Genomic DNA, 21,287 nt, shown 5'->3' with positions numbered 1-21,287 from the left:
AGGTGAAAAAATATTATCTACGGAAACGTAATTAACCGGAACAGCCAAACGAGACACAGAAACTGCATTTCCTCTTCTAAAGTCTTTGACTACTATACTAGATTCTAGATCATAGCTTCACTTTCATAGGGATACGGTTCTCCTGGTCGTTTTTGGGATGTATGATGTCGTTATAGTCTTTATGGCCAAGGGGCTTATGCACCTGAAGTCCGGAACGAATACCGGAGTTCTTCTCAAAGGCAAAAAGGCTCAGCTTGTCTACGGGAATATCAAACTTTTTCTCATCCAAGTTGAAGGTAATACTGTCGGCATTCTTTGTAAAGGTGTAAGGCTTACCTGCTATCGCCGTGGCCAGATAGATATCATAGATCTTTCCCTGGTAATCGTTATCGAAAATGGTATGCTTTTGGGCATGCGGCCAAGCCTTCAGGGAAAGCTCCACCTGCATTCTCGACATTCCCCCGCCAAACGAGACGAACACGGAGTTGCTGAAGTCCCGCTTATCCTTCTCCAGCTGATAGAAGCTCATGGCATCTATAGGGTTCTCCGCAAAGTAGACATGGCGTGTAAGAACCGGATTCTGCGCAAAGTCGGCTACCCAGACACCGTGCTTGCGGTCGCTGCCCGCTGCCACGCCCTTAAAGCCATAATTTCTAAGGTCGTAGCCTATCGTTTCGCTGCTAGCTGGCCTTTGCAATGGGAAAGCGATATTGGTATAGGCATTATCCTTCTCTGCGTCCCGCACTAGCCTAATGTAAGGCAGGAACAGCTGCACCGTCTCGCTAGAGAGACCTCGTTCCTTGATTAGGTAATGCAGCTTAAAAACAGAGGCCTCCGATTCGACAAACCTGCTTTTGTCAAAAGGCTTTGCTTCCGTAACGGCATAGGCAGAAGCTTTGGGTTGAGAGGCATAGGCATACCTAGACAGCACCCTATTGATACCGTCGATCTCATTGCGAAAGCTTCCCTGGAAGCGGTGCAGCCGGTTGGCCACAAAATCTATCACCGACCCCTTGTCGTTGCTTCCATCCCGGTTGAAGTACATCTGTCGGGAGCTGTCGCCTGGGTTGTTGATAATGATTCTGTCTCCGTCAGGGTGCTTGAACTCAGGGCTCTTTCTCCCCTTTAAGGGATCAAACACATAGCCCAGCGACTCGGCGACCTGAATAATCGACACCTGCTCTCTGTATTCCTGAAAGGTCATAGGCAAGCTAACGTTTAATAGACACAACAGGGGTTTCCTTCACTGCCAAAGTGTGGCTTTCTTTTAGGGAGACCTGCCCCTCCACTATCTTCAGTCCTTTAGGATCATTCAGATCCAGGCGGGCCGTAATCAGCTGATCCTTTGCTTTGGAATAAAGCTCCAAGGTGCCTCCTTGCCGCAGGTGCTCTTTCTGATCAGTACTCAACACGATATCCCTGATAGCACTAGGCACTTGGATATCCCGTACCCTCACCCTTAGAATCTCGTTGGTCTCCTTATCCAGCTGGAAAACATACAGCTCTTTCTCCCCATTAAGCGATTTAAACGGCTTTACCAGCAGCTCCCCGTTTTGCAGTTTCTCCAACTCCTGCTTACTGGCGCCAATCTCGTTCTGTATCTCCCTCCGTATAGGATGAATCAACAGTGAAAGGGTGTTGTCTGGATTCATCTTCAGGCTCAATTTTGCATCCACGGTAAGGGGTTCCAGACCGGCGTCCTTGATAGTAAAGGTATGCAGGCTCGTGCGCCTGCCCGTCAGCAGGCTGACCAAATCGTCAGACTTCATGGAGAGCACGTCTTTCTTGTTCATCCCCAAACGCTCGAATTGACCATAAGGCAGGTCCTTTATATCAAAGTTCATAGTTTACTTATATCGTAGATATTGCTAAATAAATCTACGTAAAAATATTACACGAGTATAGATTTACGGATTATTTTTAATTATTTCAATTATATTATATATAATAATAAATAAAATACTTATAATTTATATAAACAGGATTGTTGTTACTCTTATTACCGTGCTTAGCAATTTGCTTATCCTAGAAAAAAGTCTATTCTATTAATTGTATCAGGGGTTATGGCTTTCCCCTATAGGAGATAGTGAGAAACGGCAACAGGAAACAAGAATGGTTGTGCCAACAAGAACCGCTTTACTTAACGTACCTAAATGCGTGTGTCGCCTCAGCTATAACCATGTTGCAGCAAAAAGCACATCCCAGTTGACATACCGACAGCGCTATCACCGACCCACATCCATGTAGGGCTGCCAATTCACGATCAATACCTTCTCCTCAGGCAGGAGCATATACCCATAGTCATAGCAGAGATAGTAGGTGTTTCCCTTCTGGGTGCGGTAGACCTGGGTCAGGTAGCGGAAATCAAAGCCTGCCAGCTCCAGGTACTGGCGGGGCAGGGTGGTCTTACCCTGCGGACTGAGCTGTTTGAGAATGCTGCGGTTCTTTCTTAATGCAGCATTGATTTGGAGAATCCTGCGTTCGTGTTGGTTCTGTACCTTGACCATATTGTTGGCCAGGTGTCTGCAGGGGTCAGAGCAGTAGCGCTTATCGCTCCTGCCTACAATGGCTGTTCCGCACTGGATGCATGTTCTGGCTTGGCTCATAACTTACCCGCGTTTGTACTCGCGTATATCCGTGTATACTCGCGTAATAACACGGCTACGGTTTTGAAAGGTTTTACCTTTGCCTTCAGTAACTGTCTCATTTGCCATGGCTTATCCCGATCAAAAACCTATTTTGTACCTTAACCCGCTGGAGCACGCGGGCAAAGCTATTATCCGCATCTGGCACAAGCCCAACCCCTTCCTCTCCAAACGACTGAAGGAGGCTGGCTGGATCAAGTACAGCAGGACCTACAAGTGCTTTGTGATGCACCGCAGCAGCCAGGCCATCGAGATGACGCACCAGCACTTCCAGGGGCTGGCCAAGGTGGACACAAGGTACCTGTTCCGGCCCAAGCGCCTGCGCCCGGCGGAAGGAACCGTTATCCTGCAACAAGATAAGCATGTGGCAGAGCCATTGGGAAAGGTGCCCGCACGCCCCGTCGTGCGCCTGCAGCCCCTGGAACACCAGGGCAGACCGTATGTACAGCTCAGTTATCTTTACAACAAGGAAATCCATACCTGCCTGAAGCAAAGCAAAGTGGCCAGGTGGCTGCACGACATGCAGTGCTTTGTCATCCGCACCGAAAGCAGCAGTCTGCACACGCTGCTAACCGAGGTAGAGCGAGTAGCCCAGGTGTGGCTGGCGCAGACCATGCAGGTGAAGGACATGGCCCTGCAGGCCCGGCTCTGGGAACAATGCTACCGGAAGGGCGACGGCTATATTGCCTGCCCGCTTCACTACGTGGAGAAGCTGTTCCTGCTCAATTACAGCCTCAGTACCATCCGCACCTACCACAGCCTGCTCCTGCGCTTTCTGAATGCGCACAGGGATAGCGGGCTGGAGGGCATACATGCTTTCTCGGAAGAGGCCATCAACCACTACCACCGCCAGATGGTGCAGGCCGGCACCTATTCCGTATCGTTTGTGAACCAGTCCATCAATGCCGTGAAGTTCTACTACCAGCGCGTGCTGCTGCGGCACGAGGTGCAGCTGGGCCAGGTGGAGCGGCCCGAGAAGCCCGAGCGGCTGCCGCAGGTGCTCAGCAAGCAGGACGTGCTGAAAATCCTCTCTGTGACCGAGAACCTCAAGCACCGCTGCATGCTGCAGCTTTTGTATGCGGGTGGCCTGCGTATTGGCGAAGTGATCAACCTGAAACTTACGGACGTGCAGTCGGAGCGCAACCTGCTGCTGATCCGTGGCGGCAAAGGCAAGAAGGACCGCACCACGCTGCTCTCCCAAAAGCTGCTGGAAAGCCTGCGTGCTTATTACAAGCAGTACAGGCCCAGGGTGTGGCTCTTTGAGGGGCAGACGGGCGGGCAATATACGGTGGAGAGCATCCGCAGCGTGTTCCGGGCCAGCAAGGAGAAGGCAGGCGTGAAAGCACCCGCCACGCCACATACCCTGCGCCATTCTTTTGCCACTCACCTGCTAGAGCAAGGAACGGATTTAAGGTATATCCAGGTGCTGCTGGGACATCGGAGCAGCAAGACCACCGAGATCTACACCCACATCACCACCCATGCGCTGGATAAAATTGTCAGCCCGTTGGATAATCTCTAGCAATCACCTATATTAGCTTAACTATATAAACGCATGCGCACTACAGCCACAAGTATCAGATCCAGTAAGCAAAAGTGGACTCAAGCAGTGTTTAGCTACTACGTACATAGTGCAGATAAGCGTATGTTGTCGTATATACTATAGTTGGCCGTGATTGGGATTATTTTCTGATTTTAAAGTGGCGTGTCTTTCAGGCTTTTTATGGCTGGAGGGCATCAAAGGCCACTAAAGCGAGCAAGCTGCAGAAAAAGAGCCAAAGTAAGAAATGGTGTTTCTGACCCGAAGTCTTGCTCGGCGATGCCGGAAGAAAGCCAGCGCTTTCGGACGGGGGCGTCCAGGCAAGACTTTGGTGGGGCGAAGTTAGCGTTGGGAATTGACAAAGTCAAGGGGCTAGCTTCGGCTGATTGGCTCTTTTTCTGCTGCTTGCGGTGATAGAAAGGCCAGTGATAAGTTAGTCTTTCTATGGACTGTGGCCAGCCCCGAGCCTGACGCCTCTGGCAACATTGCTAATACTTCACTATTAACTGTATTGCCGCCGGCTAAAGCGCCACTTGATAATGGAATATAAGAGGAGAAAATAACCCAACCATTCAGGTTGTTTTCCTTAAATAAATAACACACACAGTATCGGTAGAAAAGGGGAAAACAACCTCGACCAACACTGTCCAGATGCCATTGGAGGAAATTTGCTGAGCACAGCGATCCTCCAACGAGACACCATCTGGACTAATCGTTACCAGTAATTTTTAATGAAAAAAATAACCGAGCCTTTACCAGAAAACCTGCAAGACATTCTCAATAGCTTGGACTATGAAGAGAATGGCGGACTCGTTATCACATCATTAAATTATTCAGGTGACGATTTGATAGTATTCTTCAAACTTGCCTATGGAGACAATGAAAGTCCAGAACAGCATTGGCGATTAGATGTAGTCGGATTAGAGAAAGAAAAGGTGGTTAGAAGTTGGACACTGTTTCCTGAAATCTATACCGAACATTTTCTGCTGTGGGAATTCACAGACTACTATACCGAACTTTACTACAAAGGGCATGCAGATAATCCTGAAAAGCTATTTTCCGACCTCTATAAAACTCATGTCGGCAATTTTGATGATAACCTCAAATTTGGATATGGCATCAATGCCCCCAACGGAATGCTGAAACTGTGCACCGACGATGTCGGCTTGTTTGCGAGGGGACCTAAAAAGCTGTTGGAGAAGTATGAAAATTGCCTGATCGCAAATGGAGTAAATACGAGCTATGTCAACGAAATCAAGCCTGACTCAAAAGATTTGAAGCTCTTACTATTTGGTGACAGCTACTTTATAGGGAAAGAGTTTAAATTTCAATTGGCTCAAGAAGAATAGAAGAATAAATACTGGTAACAAGGTGCAGCTTTTATACTCAGCTTCGCTTCGTTCATCAGCTGCACAAGACGTTAAGGGGTATCAAGCAAACGTATCACCTCCTCAATCTGCGTGGAAAACTCACTTTGAGCCAGCTTCAGCTTTTCAACAGCAATGCTGTTGATGCTGTGGCTGTTGGATAGCTTCTCGTGCTTTTCCAGGATGTCAAAGTTGTCGGAAAAAAGAAGGTCCACGTGAAAGTGCTTGCTGTAGAAGCTGAACAGAAGTAAAAGCAGTTCGATCGTCCCTCCCACCCCGTTCTCCAGCCGGGATATCTGGTTCTGGTTCACCCCCATGGACTCTGCCAGGCTCTCCTGCGATAAATCAAGCCGCTTTCGCAGCAGCTTTAGCCTCTGGCCTAACTCCTGTATGCTTACGCTCATACCTGTAACGCTGTGATTAGTGTCTTAACCTCATTTCTAATTTTATTGTAGTTCGCTCTCAGGATTTGGTCTTTTTGATCGGGGGTACCAAAGTTATAAAATTTTGGCAAATCAAGATACTGCTTTTCTTCCTGTTGTATGTTATCAAGGTCGAGATTAATTTTACAGTGGTAGGTACTGGCAACATACTTCCCGCTATACTCTTCGTTATCGGAAGCCACCTGGCCTACCAGTTCACCGGCCTGCAAATTGGCAATTTTTGATGCCGGAATAAGCGGTCCCATTTCCTCGTTCATGTTCACCGAAGTACGGTTCCGGTCCACACTGAGCCCCTCCTTTAGCTGCCTCACCCTACCAAACAGTTTCTCCAGCCAGTCAAGCGTTTCTTTATTACGGGCAGAGCCCGAGAGTACATTGGCCGCTACAGAGCAAATGGTGTCGGCTGTTTCCCTGCCATACTGCTGCCGCAGCTGCGGTAGTTCCTGCAGGCCCAGCAGAACAGCTATCTTGTTGCTCCTGGCTGTAGCGATCAGGTTCTCCACCCGGTGTATGTAAAGCGTAGGAGACTCATCCACGATTAGCCCACAGGGCAAGTTCCCCTTTGTATTGATCAGGCGTGTCATGCGATTGAGGATAAGCGCATTGCAGGCGCTGTTAATGCTCTGTGTAGCTGGATCATTTGCAATCACCAAAACTGAAGGATTTTCCGGGTCCGTTATCTTTAAATTAAAGTCGTCTCCTGATAGTACCCAGAATGTTTCTTTTGTGGCCAGCCGACCAATATTAATCTTTAAGGTGCCAATCTGCCCTTCCAGCTGCTCAAAGGCTCTATTTTTATATGCTGTGGCAAAGGGCGAAAGCAGACTATCCAATTCAGGTTCGGAAAAGAGCACCTCGAAAATCTGATCATAGCTTAGGTTAATAAAGGAAAGTACATGCGGAAACGAAGAATATCGCCCCCCTTCGTGGCGGCTCAGAAAGTAGATGCAGCTGGCCAGGAAATTAACTGCTGACTGGTTGAAGAATTGCGCAGACCCTGATTCCCTGTCTCCTTTCCGCAGCGCTTCCAGCAGCGCCTCAGCCGTTTCGGTGGCATCGGCCAGAGTAGGCAGGTACTCCGGCTTTAATGGGTTAAATCTCCTGCTGTGCTCTACGCTGCTAAAATTGATGGTATGGAACCTGTGGTTTTTCAATACCCCTCTCTTTTTATTGACCAGGTAATGGTAATAAGTCGTTCTAGCCAGGTCCGGAAATTTGAAGTCGTAGACCATCATAGAGAAGCCTTTCCCCAGGAGCTGTTTGATAAAAGGTAACACCACTGAGAAAGACTTTCCTGAGCCGGGTGTACCGATCAGCAGTGTTGCTCGAAAGGGATTCACTACATTTAGCCACCCGCGCTGTACCCGCTTTTGGTAATAGTAAAGCATCGGGATATTCACCGAGTATGGCGTATGCACCGGTTTCTTGGACTGCTCAAAGGACTCATTTTCCACGTTGAATTTGTCTTTCATCAATCGGTGCTGTATATGCTTAGAGATATTATCCAAGGCTATATGAATCATCATCGCACCTAAGAAGGAGAGCAGGATGTAAGCCGCATCAGACAGGGACACATCCCAGAAAAGAATACGGCTGCTTTCAAAGAAATAAAAGAAACCCGAGCCAAAGAAAAAGGCGCAGCCGATAAGCAAGGGAAGGAAGATATGCCGGAGCGGGTCGAGGTCCAGGTTCTTCCTGGCCTTTGTGCCAATGCTCACGATCAGAATCAAACCGAAGGTGAAAGCTTTGGAGAAGTAGATGTGCTCATAAATAGCCATGCGCTTTACTTTGCGCAGTACAGGCTGCAGCTGATACATACTGCCCGAATCCATAAAGAGGAAAACAGCTACCTCCACCACAATAGTGAAGTAGATAAGTCCCTGTAGGAAGGAGTAAAGTTTTTTAATTTCGCTGGATTCTTCCATATCGTTCCTGATAAAGGTTATCCAATACTATCAGATAGATGTAAGGGAAAGACTTAACAAACTTTCTTTCCTGAGAAAATTCCCATCGACTAGCTAATACCTGCTCACAACGGAATTTTGATGCCAGCCAGCAAACCAGCTCTGAAGCTGTGGTCTACCCGAAGTACCCCCTCGTTTTTCTGTTGAAGCATCAGCACTACATTTCCCGGCAGCACATAACCCAGCTCCAGCCCTGCCTGCAGGGCTCCTATGAAGTGCTCGGTATTAGACCCAATGCCCGCTCCCAGGCGCAGTTTGAGCAACGTGTTTCTGGAACGGGTAAGCATGGGTTTGTAAGCAACCCCCATTAACCAGTTTTTGCTGTCGTCCATGTTGCTCTTATAGGCATCACTGAAGATCTCATAGGAATTGTGGTGGCGTTTGCTGAACTCCAAGGCAAGGTTAGCAGTTAAGGCATCTTTGTACATCCAGCCGCCTGCCAGGTTCAGGTGGGTGTAGCCCTCTTGCGCTCGGCACGGCAGCACAACTAAGAGCAGTAAGGAAAGGAGTAACGACTTTCTCATAAGGTGTCTGCATGAAGGATGTCGGAATAGTCAATTTTAAGGGAGATGGTGCGCCCAGAAATCTGCTCCTCGGCCACCTCAATATTGAACACCTTTTCCTCTGGGAAAGTAAACTTCCTGAACACAAACACGTTCCGGTACTTACGCTTGAAGTGACCCGTGTCATAAAGCTGGAAACTGGGCTGTAGCTCCACCTGCTGAAAGTTAGTGGCCTTCACAACTTTTTTATCCTCAACCTTAAACCGTATTTGATCGACCGTATAGGGGATGTTGGTGTCATTTCTAAGGGAGAGATCAATAAAGAAATAGTCCCCCACCGTATAGATGTTGTTCAGCCTTGCCCGCATCCCCTGCCCTTTCGTAGTCACACTATTGAACTGGGGTTTTCGTTGGAGAGCCAGCAGCGCAAACCGCGCCATGTCCTCCCGGCTCATGGCCACAGCTGGGTTCAGGTAATCATCTACCTGGGTAGGGTCTATACGCACCTCCGTATCTGCCCGATCCGCTCGGCTGTAGGCCAGCTTATATTGTATTATGAAGCGCTCTCCAACGATGGTGATAATACCCGGTTTTGCTCCGCCATGCTTGGGTTTGACCCGAAGGATATTGGCAACAGGTATGTCTCCGGCCACATCATCTGTAGAGATATCTACATACTGTATCGGCTCAGGACTCACAATATGCGTGGAGATGCTCTCATGCACGTGCACTACCTGAAGAGAATCCTGTGCCGAGGCTGAAAACAGCAGGGCAAACAACACATATAGAAGGAATAGCTTTTTCATATTATTGGGCTTTATTATCTATCAAATAAACAATGGTGTTGTACTTTAACTTAGCTTTGTTCTTCCGGATGGCTTTGCCTGCGGCGCGGGTGGTGGTCTGAGAAACCCTTGCCAGCATAGAATAAAGCATCTGGTTGGCATCGTCAGGTGAATCCTCAAAAGTCAGTGTCTGACCACTGCTCACATTCCCGGCAAGCTCTTTTGTAAAGTCCCGGAACTGCGAATCTGGGACATACAGCCCAGCCAAGCCGTCGTTGTCGTAGATACTCAGGTCTACCGGGATGATTTGGTTGCCGTAGAGTATAGAGCGGATGGCTATCTCAATTCGTTGGGCACTGAAACCGGAAACAGTGCCGTAGAGGTAGCTGCCTTTCTTTATTTCGTAGTCCCGCACATAGATGTCATCCAGCAAGCGAATCCTGATCCTGCCGCCTTGCATCACCTTCAAACCTTCGTCCAGAATAGCTCTGATAAACTGCTCCTCACTGTCGGCTGTAATGGTATTGAAAAAGGCTTTATTCGTATTCCTGCTTTTGGTCACGGGTAACGGTGTCGGCTCTTGCTTCTCGGAAGCCGGTGCATGGGCTTTCATCGGCTGTGGCCCCGTACGAGAAGGCACAGGTTCCTCTCCTACCCGGCTCAGGCTGTCAATAAACATCATCTGCTCCCGGAATAGCCGCATCTCCTCTTCATATGCCGATTCAACTTTTCGCATCGGGCGGGTTGACCGTCCAGGCACAGAGGTAGTAGCAGATGCATAGCGCTCTGAGCTGAGGCGCTGCCGCTGGCTTACCCGCTCCATAAACTCCTCCGGCTGCTGATCCGATAGGATACGGTTATTGAGACTGTCGAGCATCCGCCGCTCCTCCTCCGTGTACACGCTGCCATAGGCCATGTCCCTGGGGTCTACCCTATCCTCCCCGATTTCCTGCATGGCCGAGTAGTCGGTCCTATACTTAAACTCGTCCCGAAAAGCCGAGAACTTATCCTTCATTTCCCGCTTTCTCAGGTTGGCATCCGGAAGGGAGGTATTCAGGGCTGTTGTCTCGGTGAGTTCCACTTTCGTTTGTGCGGCGGTGGCCGCCGGTGTCATGTCTAGCCACAGGTAATTAAGCAGTACAAGGAAAGGGAGTATGATGAGCGGGATGGCATATCTGGGATGCCGAAAGTTAATTCTCTTCATGGATGATTCGGTTTAAACGCTGATCAATATCTTTGAGAAAAACACTGTCTTGGGCACGCAGGCTGTCAGGGTTTAACTGCCTGGCCGTGTTGTAGAGCTTTATCAGCTCCAGCATATCTGCGGTACTCGACCTGCCTATAGTCATCTTGTCGCCAGAAGTATCAAGCTGCCTGTACAGCTTGCCAGCCGTCACGGCATAGGTTCCCTGGTGCAGGTGCCGGACGACTAATAGCCCCATGACAGCCACAGACAGTAAAACTAGCATGGCCAGTACCACTGCTTTAGGATTCGAGACACAGTAGTCCCTGACACTTTCCTTGAGGTATGAAAGCCTTTGCTTTATGTTACCGCTAAAAGGATTTCTTCTCGACATACTCCAAGTCCTTGTTCATGACCGTTTTCCAGTTCTTTATCAAAAGTCCATGGGGGTTGTTCTCTGTGCGCGGCACTTCCTCAAGATCCCCCTCTGTAACAAGAAGTCTTTTCATCACAGAGGTCTCCCGCTCAATGCGCTGTGTGGCGTAGTAGGTAAAGTGCCTGTTTTCGTCCACTTTAACGCTATCGGTTTTGATCGTCAAAACCGCAGAGCTCGCCAGGATCTGGTTGTAATAGCCCTTCTCCTTCAGGTTGTTGTATTGTGCCAGACCGGACTCATCCACCAGGTACATGGCCTTGGAGATGTTATTCTTGATGTAGGCGTCATCTGGAGGTAGCGTGAAGAAGAGCAGGTGAAACATGTTCACGTGCGACTTGTACTCTACTGTCCGGTTTACCCCCAGCTCGGTCTGCTCCACCAAGAGCGGCACCGAGTGGTCGATCACATAAATCTTCTTCCGCTGCTCCTCGGCATAACGAAAGGCAAAGGCGCAAACCGTACCTACTATAATGATGGAGGAGATAAAGCTGCCGATACTCACAGCAAATGCCAGCTTCATTTTCTTTTCGAGGTTGTTTATCATAGCAAGCGCTTTTTAGTTTATTTTAAAATTCCTCCGGCCGCCTTCGCAGCTCCTCCTGCCATTGTACCAATGGCATTACCCACACCCGTGGTGTGCACGATCCAGGTGGAAATAATGGGAATGGTCAGCATGGCCAATCCTCCCACAATCAAGGAGACAATGTAGAAACTGATGCCGCCAGAGGGGAAGGAAACGTAGGCAATGAACATCTCTTCGTTGCCCAGTACTGCCTTCAGGATATCTATTTCCTTCATCAACCCATACTTGACCAGCACAAAGGAGATGGACATAACGATATAGCCCAGTCCCGAGTACAGCCCTACGGAAATATAGCGGGCAATCCAGGTCAGGTAGGAGTCCCGAAAGCCCGGCAGCACGCTCAGGGCAAAGGAGAAGGGGCCCAGGATCACCAGAATGCCTGCAAAGATGATCTGCAGAAAATAGATAATGTAGGAGCATACCTGAAAGATGCTGATCACCATCCACTCCACCACCATCATCGCCGTAAAGTGCAGCTTGGCCATCAGCATCAGGTAATAGCCTTTCATTTTGTTAAACAGGGGTTGCAGGTCAATCCCCATCGTTTCGTACCAGCTCGCGTCACTGGCCTCACTCTCAATCCGCTCAAACTCGGCGCTGCTCTCAGAGAGCTTTCGGGCCACAGAGTCTACCAGCGCGAGGCGTTCCCGGTGCAAATCCTCCACCTGATCTACCTGTGCACCGTACATGCCTTTTGCCTGATCATTAACTAGCTGCAGCGGCAGGTTCACAGCGTCGATAAATCCTGGCCAGAAAACAATCACCAGTGTCAGGGCGAAAGGGCGCAGCAAAGGCATGATGCGAAGCGTTTCATCCCCGGCCATCATTTTGTAAGCCTCCAGGCCGAAGTACAGCAGCATGCTGATGGCGCAAAGGGCCTGCGCATCGTAGAGGAAAACACTCACCAAATCCTGTATATTGAGAAAGAGCCCGTCGAACAGGTCAAATATGGCTTTATCGATCAATTCACGCATAGCATCAGTCGGTTAAGTCCTGACTCGTTTTAAAGAGAGAGATGAGCCGCCTGAAATCATTCCTCAAGGCCGTAAGCTCCCCGATGTATACCCGCAGCTGCTCCCCCTTTTTGGCATCGTCCAGGTAAGCGTCCAGGATAATCCCGATGTCGGCGTTAATTCTGTCCCGCTCGGCATGGATGGCCAAAATATAATCTGCCTGCACCCCGGCCTGCACCGCCTCTGCATTCATCCCCAATAAGGCAGTGTTGAGTTCATCTATCTTCTTTTTATACAACAGGTGGTATCCTTTATTCAGGGACCTGTCGGCAAACTTGAACATCTCCTGCTCAAATACCTGGCTTACTGCTTCCTCCTGCGCCTGGGCCTTCACCCTGTTCTGGTTTAGCAAAGCCATGGTAGGGGCAAGCTGCAGCATGTTCCGCCTATCAGGCCCTTTCCTGTACTTGTTATGAAACAGAATAAAGTACCATTTCGGGTTGAACTTTCCCCAACGGGTAACAACCTCCCGCTCCAGCTGGTACCTTGTGTTTTTACTGTTAACTGGCTGCACGCCTTGCCCTAAGGCATCTGTAAAGAGACCAGGAAGCAGGGCCAGGCACAAAGCAAGTACACATAACGTCTTCATAGCAATAGAGATAATTTACTTCCTGATTGCCTTGTACTCATCCATCAGGGAACGGATGATCGCCTGGCTGTTGTTAGGGTAGGTAAGTCCCATCGGGTTCATGGTCTTCAAAAGGCCCGCGTACTTGGCCACACGCATCTTGCGCGTAATGGAATAGGCTAGGCCCCGCATCACCCGCAGCTCGTCCACCACGTGGCGGATAAGGGTGAGCCTGTCGGCATTGTTCATCAGGTTCACATCCGTGCCGATGACAGCCACCTGGTAGATATAGGTAAACAGATCGGATGTACGGTTGAGCAGCTCCAGCTCTGTCTTGGCAGCGATCAGGAGCAGCTCGTTATCACCGCGCGCCAGTTCCATCATTTGGTTTTGGTAATGACCTATGTCTGCGGCAATTTGTGAGGCGTAAATAATGTTTTTACTTTGCCCGATAATGGATTGCACGGATTTAAGGGAGTTGTACATCTTTTCCTCTAGCTCCTTGATCTGCGTCATCTTCAGGCTGATGGTAGTCTGCAGGGCCGCAATCTTTCCTTCGTTTTCCTTAATGTCGTTTAAGGCCGCCTGCTGGGCCGTGTGGTTGACAACAAGTGTGGAGACGACCGCTGGGTCAAAAACAACCTGCTGGGCTAGTACATGACCTGTTAGCAGGCCCATGAAGCTAAGCGTGTAGAGGTACTTTTTCATAGCTGCGTTGCAAAATTAGGTGAACAAATTCATTTAGCTTGAGCCCCGAGGCCCTGAAGTCTGCGACAAATCTTTCCAGGGCTTCCCTGAAATCCCCATACTTGCTTAGGTACACTTGTATGGCCTCTTTTTCCTGGCGCTCGGTGGTAAAGGTCAAATACTCTTCCAGCGATACCTCCACACCGTACACCTCACCGGTGGCCCCGCGCTTGATGTAGACTTCTTTGAAGCGGCCCCGCCCCTCTTTGTTGTCGAGGCTGTTGATGGTGAATATTTTCTTGCGCTCCACCTCATTGATAGAGAGCAGCGCGGCGATCTCATCGAAATTGTCCTTGAATTTGGTCTGGTCCAAGAGGCAGATGGTATCGGAGTTGTTGATGATGGAGTTCTTAACCACAACATTGCCGATGATATCATCCAGCTCCTGTGTCACGACCACGGCCTCTCCCCAGAATTTGCGAACTGTTTTATAGACGTAGAGGATATAGCCGGCCATCAGCGGAGAGGCAATGGCCTTCCAGGCTTCCTCAATGATGAGCGCCTTCCGGTTCTTCTTGTGGCGCATCTTCTGAAGGAACACATCCATGATAATCAGGGTGGTGATCGGGAAAAGAATCTTATGCTCCTTGATGGCATCTATTTCAAAGACAATGAAGGGTTCATCGAACAGGGTGGTATCCATCTCGTTGTTCAGGATCTGCCCATACGCCTCACCTTTGCAGAACTTCTTGAGGATAAAGCGGTAACTGGTCAAGTCAAAGCTAATAGACTCTTTTTGCGTGATCTCGTCGATCTTTCTGATGGAGAAGTCATAGAAGGACTGGAAGGAAAGGTAGCTGCTCTCCAAGCCGTTTTCAAAGTAGTGTTGGTAATAGGAAGTGATAACGGAAGAGAGGACACTGTCCTCAATTTGGCTGACAGTGCCCTCGGCACCTTTCCAGAGCAGGCCCACCAATGACTTGAGAAACTCCCGCTTCTCCTCGTTGAATTCGGCAGCAGAGATCCGGAAGGGGTTCATCGTAATAGGCTGCTCTTCGGAGTAGGTAATGTAGCGGCCCCTGTAGTAGGCACACAGCCCAGAATAACTGTGCCCGGTGTCTACCAGGATAACATCTGTGTGCTGTAGGGCATACTGTCGGATCAGGTGGTTCATAAAAAATGACTTTCCCGCTCCCGAAGGTCCCAACACGAACTTGTTACGGTTATTCATCCGGCCTGAGAAGATGGGCGCATCACTCGTGTCAATCGTGATAGGAATCCCCTGCCGGTCCGTGAAGTATACCTGAAAACTGGATAACTCACTTTGCAGCAAACGTTCTTTAAAAAGCAGACATAAGGCCGCGTCTGAAGTAGTCAAAAACTTATCATATACTTTAAGCTCCGAACTATTGCCGGGCAAGGCACACCGGAATAGCTCGAGTTGGTTATATGCGTTTCGGGAGGGAATAATGCCAATGGAAAACAAAGCGCTTTCCAGATAGTTAGCGGCACGGTCTATCTCCTTTTCTCTGGCTGAAAGCAGCACGCTGTAATGTCCGTACACGAGCAGCTGGTTATCCTTGGCGATATCGGCCATCACCTGATCAATATCCTGCACACTTAAATCATTGGCCGGGTCAGGCATGGAGAGGTGTTTTTTTCTTTTGGCCTGCAGCCTGGCCAATTCATGGCGCTGATCAGGGATTTGGATCACCTGGTTGTACACCAGGCAGTCACAACCAGGCACCTGGTGCAGAAAATGCATCAGGTCTACCGGGAGGCTGTACCCTATGTGAAGCGCTGTGTTTGGCTTAAGATTAGACGGAAAGTTGATCTCATCTATGTCCACAAGCGAGATGCATCGGATAACGCTGTCACCGACTTGCAGGCCTTCATCTGAGGCAAGGAGGTTATTGAGCGCATAAACCTCATCGGAAAAGTTGAAGGCAAGCATGCGGGAAATAAACTTCTTCACCTCGATTTCTTTCAGAGCATAGGGCTTGAAAGACCTGCTCTCCAGTATGTCCAGCACTTTGTCAACGTTCCGCTGGAATGCTTTGAAGTCTTTCTCGTCATATGTAAAGAAGCTGGAGCGCCGCACGTCCCTTGTTATAGTCAGGTATGTAGAGACGTCCAGGTACTCTCTTCCTGCAAATGTCTCCTGAAATTTCTGACTCAGGAGGTCATCCGTTTGCTTCGGCACATAGCACTTCCTGGCTAGTATGTCCGTTTTCTGAAGGGTGTAGCCTGCGCCTAGAATTTTAACGATGTTGGCAAAGGTCTGGTGGAAGAGATGGTAAGCCTCCACGTCTGCACAATACTGCAGGGCAGGATTTTGTACTTTGATGATAACCGAATAGTCTCCGCGCTCATGATATAGAATATCATGGGCATGACGGTCTATGCCAATGTATGGCAGACCAAACCGCTGCTTTTTCATGGCTGAGAAAAGTGATGACGTTAAAATTGTGCTGCCAGGGCCAGACTCCTATCTTCGTGCAGAACGCCTCCATTGTGCGGGCATGATGTATACCCCTTTTGACTTCGTTTTATGATATAACCCTTTCTTCTGCTGCATAGCCGTAAACCCCATACCGCCGAAAGTCACGATCACCAAGGCTACCAGGCCTGAAAAGAAGTTGAGCGAAACAGATAAGACAACTGCCGCAAAGAAGCCAGTTAGAACGGAGGCCAGGCCCCAGTAGATATATCTACCTTTCAAGGATTTAAATACAAGGGGTTTTTGCAGCCCCTTGTAGACATTAAATCCTCTGTTATCTTCGGGAGCCACGGCTTACAAGCCGAAGAAGGCTTTGATCACTACCCCCACCACCATCAGGAATACGCAGGACCCCATCCAACCCATGACAGCCTTTTGTGTGTCCTGGTCCCCGGAGTTCCACTTGATGTATACTCTAACTCCCCCAATCAGGCCAACAATAGCTCCGATGACCAGGATTAGGTTGCCTACAGGGTCAATGTAAGTTTGAAGCTCAGAGGCTCCGGCATCAATGCCTCCGGCCCCTTGAGCAAAGGAAGATGGGACAGCGAGGACTACCAACACGAGCATAGCAAGTATCTTTCTCATAATCTCTGTTATTGAATTAAAAATTTATGAAGAAAAAGGTATTGCGTTTGAAAGTCGCCTGGCGTTCTGAAGGAACTCCTCTAGGGGTATACCCTGCCCTATCACGGGCATGGCGACACTGTTCTCAGAGGCCGTCTGATGCGCAAAGGCGTGCTCGTCGGCTGCAACAGGATATTCTTGGGAACCGCTATCCAAGGGTAACTCCTCCTGCTCGTAATCCTCATAATCCTCCTCGAATTCTTCCTCCAGGTAATCCTCGTCCACAATATCTTGGGGTGACTCTGTAGTGTCTACTAAATCGGAAACACTGTATTGGGCCACCATATCTGCGGCCACGCCTTTTGCATTTTGAAGGTACAGGTCAAACAAGAGGTTACCTGCATAGTAAAGCACATAGAGTACTGCTATCGTAGCGAAGAAAGCGCCCCAAGACATAACTATATAATTTAAGTTAAAACATCGATTTACAGCCTAGACATTCCTACTTTAAATATATAATCGATACGAAATACGGTTTTATACTTATACGTATATTTTAAGATGAGATTATTTATTTATATACTTTTTTACTTAATGTTATAGATTCAGCTTAGTTCAAGAACTTGTTATCGGTCCTATCACGGAGCCTTTGAATCTCCTCTTTATGCTCTTCAATGAATTTAGCAAACAGGTAGCTTGCCAGCACATTGATTTTAATCCCTCCTTTTTTCTTCAGCAGGTCTAGCACTTCATGTATATGCACATCCACATAGACTGTTTTGGAGGTAAAGGTAAACTCCTCCTTCGCCTTATCGAGTTCAGCAAGCAGTTGCTCGAAGCTTAAACCTGACGCTGCTTTACCCGAAGCCTTTGCAGCTGTCATTTTCGAGGAAGGAGCCTCCTGCTTTTTGCCTGCTGTAGCATTAGAAGAAGCCTTAGGCTTTTCACCGGCTTTGCCTGATTTTGAAACTGTTGGTGCCGTCTCTTCTCTTTTCTCAGGAACTGGTTGAACAGCTTTCTCTTCTGCATTTTTCTGCTGGGGAGCCTGTCCTATGCTTTGCTTAAAGCTCTTGATGTCAAACTCTTTGTTACCTGCTGTAGACATGAATATTATACGTTATTTGATTAAAATGTTTCAATTATTGAATATTAATATAAATTTATTTGAAGGATCTTCTATTTTGTCTCCAAATACTCATTATATATATACCCAAAAGAATTATCGAGCACCCCTCGAATATCCGAAGAAATAGATACAGTATCTATGCGTTGAAATCCTACCCGGTCTGGCAGCGCCGGAGCGACAGTGCCGAACTGCGTCAGCTGCTCATCTACTGCAGCTTTCAATTCATAGTTCACGGAGGACTTCAGGCGGTTTGGCAGGAACACGATCTTTACCTGCGGGTTAACATGCTTAGCCACCTGAACAAAGAACATGGTGGACTCAAAAGTCATCTTTTCATAGGCGAACGGACAGACGATTACTTCAGCGTCCTGGTATACAGCGATGAGTTCATTCGTGTCCAGTCTGCCAGGCATGTCCATAATAACATGCCCCCCTTGCAGACTATCAATATGCACCTTGTATTTCGGGTACTCCTCTACCTCCATCTTGATAACCTCGTACAGTGGTTCATTGGCATATAACTCCTTCTCCTTCTCCCATCTGGAGTAGATGGAGTCCTGAAAGTCCATATCCAGGATGATCACATTATCCTTTTTCTCTAAGGCCAGATAGTTAGCCAGCAGTATACAGGTGGTAGACTTGCCCACCCCTCCTTTTTGGTTTGCTACTACAATTTTCATGTATTAATTGTCTATGTGTATTATCGTTTTCGTTGATTTTTTCTCTTCCTATTCTCGCTCTGATCAGACCCTAGGTTTGACTCCATAAGGTAAAGCATGGAAGCCGCCAGTTGACCGATGGCCCCGGAAGACTGGGTCCATGCGTCCTGCAGCCTTTCCTCTCTCGCCCGATCACTACCCTTATCAAGCTCAACAACCTGCACAGCTTGAAAGTCAGGCCTCTCTTTTGTCAGATCTGCCCAGGCATATACCCGTTTCTGCTGATGATCAACCAGGAAGTGCTTTCCGTCTGCATGAGCGATGCTCCAGCCGCAACTGTCCAGGATTTCCTGCAGCGGCCTGCCGCTGGCAAGGCCGCTGTGCAGCTTGGCGGCCACCACCTCCTTCTCCAGAGGGTCAGAAGCCTTCGCAACCGACAGATCCGATTGCTTTACAAAAAACAGCCTGGCAAGCAGCCTCATATCCCTATCGCTCGTCACAGCGTACTGCCGCGCCTCCTGCAGCCTTTCTTGGTAAAGCAGCGCCCTGACATGCGCCTTATCAAGCACCAGAACAGGGATGCTGCCTTCTTCATCTCCCTTGATGCGGATCTCTCCCTTTTTGTTGACAAGGAGTCCTGTTGTCTCCACCTGTCTTTTGAAACCGGTGTAACACAGCCCCCTGTCTGTAGAAAGCTTGGCTATGAGTTCCCGTCCAGCCTGTATTTTCTCTTCTCTGTTAACACCGGAAAGCAGCTCGTCGAGCCTCATCACCTGGGAACCCTTCAGCACCTGTTTGCTGGCATGGTCGAGAATGGTGTAGCCATAGGGAGTGCTCTTCCCCTTTGCCTGGTGCACCACCAGCTCTATCCCGAACTTTTCCTTTAATAGCCCGGAGAACTGCTCCACCGTTAGGCCTCGTTTATACTTGCGGAATATGGCTTTCAGCTGCCCTACACGCGCATCTGGTGCTTTATACTTCGCTATCCTGTCAGCGACTTCTTTCTTTGCAAAGGCATGCACCACTGAACTGTACTTAATGAACTGGTACTGCCCCTCCTTCTCCGTGACTTTCACGCCTTCCCTTTCGAGCAGCAACTTAAACTGAGCCTCTGAGGAAAATCCATATGCCAGCGCTTTAGTTAAGTATGCTTTTACCTCGTATTCCACATCCTGCATCAGAATCTCCTGCATCACTTTCTGAGACCTCACGTTTTCATACTTGTCATTCACCTTCTTCCCCTCTTTGCTCACCCTAGTAGATACCATATGTACATGGTTGTGCGCAGTATCTGAATGAAAGTAGATAAGGTAAGGGTTGTCATGGTACCCCATGCGCTGGAGGTATTCCTCCGCGATTTCCAGGAGCTCCTCCGCACTCTTCTCCCTTCCCTTGCAGGAAATAATGGCATGGAACTGGGACTTTAGCACTGACTCGTTTGTGTTTGCAACCAACGTCATGTACCTGATGTAATCCTCCTGCTTCAAGCTTCCCGCAGCCAGGTTCAAGAAACCAAAGTTCTCAGCCTTGAGCAGCTGAGCTGCACCCTGTGCTCTTTTCTCTTCATTATAAACAACGCCATTGAACCCGGCAGCGGCAGAAAGGATTTTCACGATCATAGCCCACTCATTAATGCTTCAAAAATATAACAAATAATAACTTTCACATAAAAGCTACTATATATTATTTAAAAATTTTAAACTATTATATTTTACTTAACAATTATTAGTTATTATTTATAATATAAATATTAATATTTAATAGTTAAAATTTATTAATTCTTATTTATTAATTCTTATTTATTAATTCTTATTTATTAATTCTTATTTATTAATTCTTATTTATTAATTCTTATTTATTAAATAATAAATATTATTTAAATTTTTTAAACCTTGCAGCAGCAATCCGGAGAAAAGAGCGAAGCGCCTTGACCAATTCTTTTTCTATAATACTGAACTCTATCATGTGCCTATTAAAATCGGCAAGAAACTGCAGGTTTATCATATTGTTTGCCTTTAGGTAATTGACATACCTGGCTACCTGATTGATATTGTTACCGACCCTGCTGATCTCTGGGCCGAGCCTATCCAACACCGCGATTAACTCTTTAGGATTAGCAATAAAATCGTCAGGCTGCGCCAGCGCCTTCTTCCGCAGGTAAACAGACAATGATTCATGCCCTGCAGCTGTCATCTCAGCCTCCAGTCGCCTGTATTCGCTATCGGAAAAGGTCAGCTTTACTTGCTTGGCTCTCTTTAATTCAGGCGATAGTTTTGGACGCCCTCCCTTTGCTTTTTTAATATCTTCCATACATTCTTTGCTCAATAAAAGACACGAGTTGCGAGTGGATTTCCCCCTGCTGACAGCTACGCTGAAAGCAGGGCAAGAGGTTTTGAAGGACTCAAAACACATCTTGCAATACAAAGCCCATCATACACCAAAAGAAAGAATTCTAGGCAAATAATACAAGGAGAAGGGGCTAGGAAGGGATAGGATTCCAAAGATGGAGCATTGGTTAAGCTGGAAAGAAGCAGGGGAGCATGGATGAAAACTACTCACTACAAGAAAAAGCACCAGGTGCTAAATCCAGCGGCAAAACACTTATTAACTATTGTATGTTATTTAAAATTTAATAAGCAATAATTATCTGAATATTCCGGGCAAGCAGCGCCACCGTTCCGGGCCAAGCGGCGCCACTTAGGATGAGCGGATTTGTGA

Annotated in this window: 24 protein-coding genes; 2 read left to right on the top strand and 22 right to left on the bottom strand. The window is 48.1% G+C overall.

The features are described from left to right. Positions 1-109 precede the first annotated feature (109 nt). From FVR03_RS05370 to FVR03_RS05360, 3 genes are all read right to left on the bottom strand, one after another. Entirely contained in the window at positions 110-1,204 is a 1,095-nt protein-coding gene (locus FVR03_RS05370) for a DUF3991 domain-containing protein (RefSeq protein WP_147920732.1), read from the bottom strand. Between the two features lie 7 nt (positions 1,205-1,211). Continuing rightward, complete coding sequence (locus FVR03_RS05365; RefSeq protein WP_147920731.1) at positions 1,212-1,844, bottom strand: DUF4099 domain-containing protein; 633 nt, start codon at positions 1,842-1,844, stop codon at positions 1,212-1,214. 381 nt (positions 1,845-2,225) lie between these two features. Beyond that, positions 2,226-2,606: a hypothetical protein gene (locus FVR03_RS05360; protein ID WP_137761653.1), complete on the bottom strand. Its 381-nt coding sequence runs from the start codon at positions 2,604-2,606 to the stop codon at positions 2,226-2,228. 106 nt (positions 2,607-2,712) lie between these two features. Here FVR03_RS05360 and FVR03_RS05355 point away from each other — a divergent pair, with 106 nt between their 5' ends. Beyond that, positions 2,713-4,167: a tyrosine-type recombinase/integrase gene (locus FVR03_RS05355; protein ID WP_240773492.1), complete on the top strand. Its 1,455-nt coding sequence runs from the start codon at positions 2,713-2,715 to the stop codon at positions 4,165-4,167. Between the two features lie 390 nt (positions 4,168-4,557). Here the strand turns inward: FVR03_RS05355 and FVR03_RS24290 are convergent, their stop codons facing one another. Beyond that, a complete protein-coding gene (locus FVR03_RS24290; RefSeq protein ID WP_187270050.1) occupies positions 4,558-4,788 on the bottom strand; it encodes a hypothetical protein in 231 nt (76 codons plus the stop codon). Between the two features lie 128 nt (positions 4,789-4,916). Between FVR03_RS24290 and FVR03_RS05350 the strand changes: the two genes are divergently transcribed. Next, positions 4,917-5,534, top strand: coding sequence for a hypothetical protein (locus FVR03_RS05350; RefSeq protein ID WP_147920730.1), 618 nt, complete (start codon positions 4,917-4,919; stop codon positions 5,532-5,534). A 71-nt stretch (positions 5,535-5,605) separates the two neighbouring features. Here FVR03_RS05350 and FVR03_RS05345 read toward each other — a convergent pair whose 3' ends face one another. The 18 genes from FVR03_RS05345 to FVR03_RS05260 form a co-directional block, all read right to left on the bottom strand. Then, positions 5,606-5,956 carry a helix-turn-helix domain-containing protein gene (locus tag FVR03_RS05345; protein ID WP_137761655.1) on the bottom strand — a complete coding sequence of 117 codons (351 nt, stop codon included), beginning with the start codon at positions 5,954-5,956 and terminating at the stop codon, positions 5,606-5,608. After that, positions 5,953-7,920 (bottom strand): type IV secretory system conjugative DNA transfer family protein, encoded by a 1,968-nt coding sequence (locus FVR03_RS05340; protein ID WP_147920729.1) that lies wholly within the window; start codon positions 7,918-7,920, stop codon positions 5,953-5,955. The genes FVR03_RS05345 and FVR03_RS05340 overlap by 4 nt, the downstream gene beginning before the upstream one ends. 104 nt (positions 7,921-8,024) lie before the next feature. Beyond that, positions 8,025-8,483: a hypothetical protein gene (locus FVR03_RS05335; protein WP_147920728.1), complete on the bottom strand. Its 459-nt coding sequence runs from the start codon at positions 8,481-8,483 to the stop codon at positions 8,025-8,027. Then, the gene (traN, locus tag FVR03_RS05330; protein WP_147920727.1) at positions 8,480-9,268 is read right to left on the bottom strand and encodes a conjugative transposon protein TraN; all 789 of its coding nucleotides are present in this window, start codon (positions 9,266-9,268) and stop codon (positions 8,480-8,482) included. Before traN ends, FVR03_RS05335 begins: the two co-directional genes overlap by 4 nt. A 1-nt stretch (position 9,269) precedes the next feature. Further along, complete coding sequence (gene traM, locus FVR03_RS05325) at positions 9,270-10,451, bottom strand: conjugative transposon protein TraM (RefSeq protein ID WP_147920726.1); 1,182 nt, start codon at positions 10,449-10,451, stop codon at positions 9,270-9,272. Then, positions 10,438-10,716 carry a hypothetical protein gene (locus FVR03_RS05320; RefSeq protein ID WP_147920725.1) on the bottom strand — a complete coding sequence of 93 codons (279 nt, stop codon included), beginning with the start codon at positions 10,714-10,716 and terminating at the stop codon, positions 10,438-10,440. The genes traM and FVR03_RS05320 overlap by 14 nt, the downstream gene beginning before the upstream one ends. A gap of 85 nt (positions 10,717-10,801) precedes the next feature. After that, positions 10,802-11,410 carry a conjugative transposon protein TraK gene (gene traK, locus FVR03_RS05315; RefSeq protein WP_007661352.1) on the bottom strand — a complete coding sequence of 203 codons (609 nt, stop codon included), beginning with the start codon at positions 11,408-11,410 and terminating at the stop codon, positions 10,802-10,804. 17 nt (positions 11,411-11,427) lie between these two features. Continuing rightward, entirely contained in the window at positions 11,428-12,423 is a 996-nt protein-coding gene (locus FVR03_RS05310) for a TraJ family protein (RefSeq protein WP_018480024.1), read from the bottom strand. A gap of 4 nt (positions 12,424-12,427) precedes the next feature. Next, positions 12,428-13,051, bottom strand: a complete 624-nt coding sequence (locus FVR03_RS05305; RefSeq protein WP_147920724.1) for a hypothetical protein — start codon at positions 13,049-13,051, stop codon at positions 12,428-12,430. Positions 13,052-13,066: 15 nt separating this feature from the next. Beyond that, on the bottom strand, positions 13,067-13,738 hold the full coding sequence (locus FVR03_RS05300) for a plasmid transfer protein (protein ID WP_147920723.1): 672 nt from the start codon (positions 13,736-13,738) through the stop codon (positions 13,067-13,069). After that, on the bottom strand, positions 13,713-16,157 hold the full coding sequence (locus FVR03_RS05295; protein WP_147920722.1) for a TraG family conjugative transposon ATPase: 2,445 nt from the start codon (positions 16,155-16,157) through the stop codon (positions 13,713-13,715). The genes FVR03_RS05300 and FVR03_RS05295 overlap by 26 nt, the downstream gene beginning before the upstream one ends. A 48-nt stretch (positions 16,158-16,205) precedes the next feature. Then, entirely contained in the window at positions 16,206-16,439 is a 234-nt protein-coding gene (locus FVR03_RS05290) for a DUF4133 domain-containing protein (protein ID WP_255474070.1), read from the bottom strand. A gap of 72 nt (positions 16,440-16,511) precedes the next feature. Further along, positions 16,512-16,781, bottom strand: coding sequence for a DUF4134 domain-containing protein (locus FVR03_RS05285; protein WP_439651038.1), 270 nt, complete (start codon positions 16,779-16,781; stop codon positions 16,512-16,514). A gap of 48 nt (positions 16,782-16,829) precedes the next feature. Further along, positions 16,830-17,240 (bottom strand): hypothetical protein, encoded by a 411-nt coding sequence (locus FVR03_RS05280; RefSeq protein WP_147920720.1) that lies wholly within the window; start codon positions 17,238-17,240, stop codon positions 16,830-16,832. Between the two features lie 154 nt (positions 17,241-17,394). Then, the gene (locus FVR03_RS05275; RefSeq protein ID WP_147920719.1) at positions 17,395-17,889 is read right to left on the bottom strand and encodes a hypothetical protein; all 495 of its coding nucleotides are present in this window, start codon (positions 17,887-17,889) and stop codon (positions 17,395-17,397) included. 71 nt (positions 17,890-17,960) lie between these two features. Next, entirely contained in the window at positions 17,961-18,590 is a 630-nt protein-coding gene (locus FVR03_RS05270; protein ID WP_147920718.1) for a ParA family protein, read from the bottom strand. A gap of 20 nt (positions 18,591-18,610) precedes the next feature. Continuing rightward, complete coding sequence (locus FVR03_RS05265; RefSeq protein WP_147920717.1) at positions 18,611-20,188, bottom strand: relaxase/mobilization nuclease domain-containing protein; 1,578 nt, start codon at positions 20,186-20,188, stop codon at positions 18,611-18,613. Positions 20,189-20,441: 253 nt separating this feature from the next. Then, entirely contained in the window at positions 20,442-20,879 is a 438-nt protein-coding gene (locus FVR03_RS05260; RefSeq protein WP_187270049.1) for a plasmid mobilization protein, read from the bottom strand. Positions 20,880-21,287: the final 408 nt, after the last annotated feature.

The organism is Pontibacter qinzhouensis, assembly GCF_008017455.1.
GTDB classification, from domain to species: domain Bacteria; phylum Bacteroidota; class Bacteroidia; order Cytophagales; family Hymenobacteraceae; genus Pontibacter; species Pontibacter qinzhouensis.
This window is presented reverse-complemented; position numbering and strand designations above follow the sequence as displayed.